Consider the following 2,271-nt stretch of genomic DNA (forward strand, 5'->3'; position numbering starts at 1 on the left):
CTTCGGCTACCTCACCCCGGCCGAGACCAGGCGGCGCCACCAGCACACCCTCGCGGCATAGAGATCGAGTGTCCAAGTTCACGGGGAAACTTCACGGCCGTTGTTTGAGGCTTTATGCAGTTTGGGGTGACGGGTCGGCTGCTTGGCCGTTGTGCCAGGCGTGCATCCATGGGCTGGGATATCTGAGCGAGTACGGCCGGGGGCGGTCACGCAGTGGGTGACGCCGGAGCTGGTTGACGAGGTTCTGTCGGAGTGTCGCAGGCGGGATCGTCGACCGGGCGCGTTGCCTGCCGGGTTCATGGTCTACTTCACGCTGGCGCTCGCGCTCTTCCACCAGGACTCTTATGACGATGTGGCCGAGCATGTGGTGGGCGGAATACGGGAGTTGAGCGGGTGCATCCCGCACAAGGCTTCGTTCACGCGGGCCCGGGAGCGGCTGGGCCCGGAAGTTTTGGAACGGCTCTTCCACCGCCTGGCCGGCCCCCTGGCCCCGGCGGGGCTGGGCGGGTCCTTCTGGCGGGGCATGCGCCTGGCGGCGGTCGACGGGTTCCTGCTGGACGTGCCGGACAACGACGCCAACCGGCGCGCCTTCGGCGGGCCGAAGGACTCCAGCGGTAGGCCGGGCGGTTTTCCGCAGGCGCGGGTGGTGACGTCGACCGAGACTGGCACGCATGCCTGCATCGACGCGTGGGTGGGCGGCTACAACAGCGGCGAACGCGATCCGGCCATGGTGACGGCCACCTCGGCCGCCGGGATGCTCGTCATCATGGACCGCGGATTTCCCGGCGTGGAGCTGTGGAAGGCATACACCGGCGCCGGCGCCCACCTCTTGCTGCGGGCCCGCTCGTGCTCGCCCGCCGCCCGGTCCGGCACCTGCCCGACGGCACCTACCTAGCCCGGATGAACCTCGGCGGGCAGAAGGGGACCCGCCCGGGCGGTGTGCTGGTCCGCGTGATCGAGTACCGCATCGACGGGGGCGAGGTGATCCGGCTCCTGACCGATCTCTTCGACACGGACACTTACCCGGCACAGGAGTTGGCGGCCCTCTACCAAAAGGTGGGAGGCGGAGTCCTCCTACCGGCAGATCAAGACCTTCCAGCGCGGCCGGCAGGAAGTGCTGCGGTCGGCCGTCCCTCAACTCGTGCGCCAGGAAGTGTGGGCGCTGGCTGCAAGATCGCCCCTGCCACCTACTACGCCCACCACAAACGACAGGTCACGCCGTCCGCCAGGACCGTGCGGGACGCCGAGCTGAAACAGCACATCAGCGAGGTCTTCGAGGCCACCTACCGTGTTTACGGCGCGAGGAAAATCTGGCGGGAGCTGAACCGGCAGGGCCCCGCAGTGGCCCGTTGCACCGTCGAACGGCTGATGCGCGAGCTTGGCATCACCGGCGCCGTCCGCGGCCGGCGCGTGATCAACACGCTGTCCGGCGGTCAGACCGACCGGGCCCCGGACCTCGTCGACCGCGACTTCGTCGCCGGCGCCCCGAACCGGTGCTGGGTCGCGGACTTCACCCACGTCAAGACCTGGGCAGGTGTCGTCTACGTCGTCTTCGTCGTGGACGCCTTTTCCCGTCGGATCGTCGGCTGGTCCGCGGCCACCGTGAAGGAAACGGTCTTCGTGCTGGACGCCCTGGAGATGGCGCTGTGGCAACGCGACCGCGACCAACACCCCGTTCAGCCCGGCGAGTTGATACATCACTCGGACGCCGAGTCGCAGTACACGAGTTTCCGGCTCGCCGACCACCTGGAGGCCGCCGGCATCGCCACCTCCATCGGATCGGTGGGCGACGCCTACGACAACGCCCTGATGGAGAGCACGATCGGCCTGTTCAAGACCGAACTGATCAAGCCCCGGCGGCCATGGAAGACGCTGTCCGACGTTGAGCTCGCCACCGCCGAGTACATCGACTGGTACAACCACCGGCGACTCCACGGTGAGATAGGCCACGTCACGCCGGTCGAATACGAGAACAACCACTACCTCGCAACCACGAAGCCCCAGGTCACACCCAACATCTGAGATCTCTAGCGAACCCGGAACAGTACATCATGCGGCTCGCCGACGGCCACGGCATCGACCCGGACCGCATCTCGTTCGTCAAGGTCCTCAAGCACACCCGCCGCAGTGTGATCCGCCAGCACGCCGAGACCCCGAAAAAGATCCGAGGGTTCCTGGAGGCTTTTCAATTTGGCCACCGATCGGGTGACGAGGCCGGTCGAGTAACGGGCGAGGCCCTCGGACTGTTGAGCGAGATGTCTGAAGTCTCAA

General features: G+C 66.9%; 3 protein-coding genes and 1 pseudogene. All 4 read left to right on the top strand.

What is annotated here, in order from left to right:
* The first annotated feature begins 160 nt into the window (after positions 1 to 160).
* A complete protein-coding gene (locus ACZ7GZ_RS43035; protein WP_471033291.1) occupies positions 161 to 895 on the top strand; it encodes a transposase domain-containing protein in 735 nt (244 codons plus the stop codon).
* Positions 896 to 1,026: 131 nt separating this feature from the next.
* Positions 1,027 to 1,165: pseudogene (locus tag ACZ7GZ_RS43040) on the top strand (IS4 family transposase); the annotation flags it as partial.
* Positions 1,156 to 2,022, top strand: a complete 867-nt coding sequence (locus tag ACZ7GZ_RS43045) for an IS3 family transposase (RefSeq protein ID WP_471033286.1) — start codon at positions 1,156 to 1,158, stop codon at positions 2,020 to 2,022. The pseudogene ACZ7GZ_RS43040 and the gene ACZ7GZ_RS43045, both read left to right, overlap by 10 nt.
* Before the next feature lie 29 nt (positions 2,023 to 2,051).
* On the top strand, positions 2,052 to 2,271 hold a 220-nt coding region (locus ACZ7GZ_RS43050), incomplete at its 3' end, for a hypothetical protein (RefSeq protein WP_471033289.1).

The sequence above is a fragment of the Streptomyces sp. NPDC037288 genome (assembly GCF_055603265.1).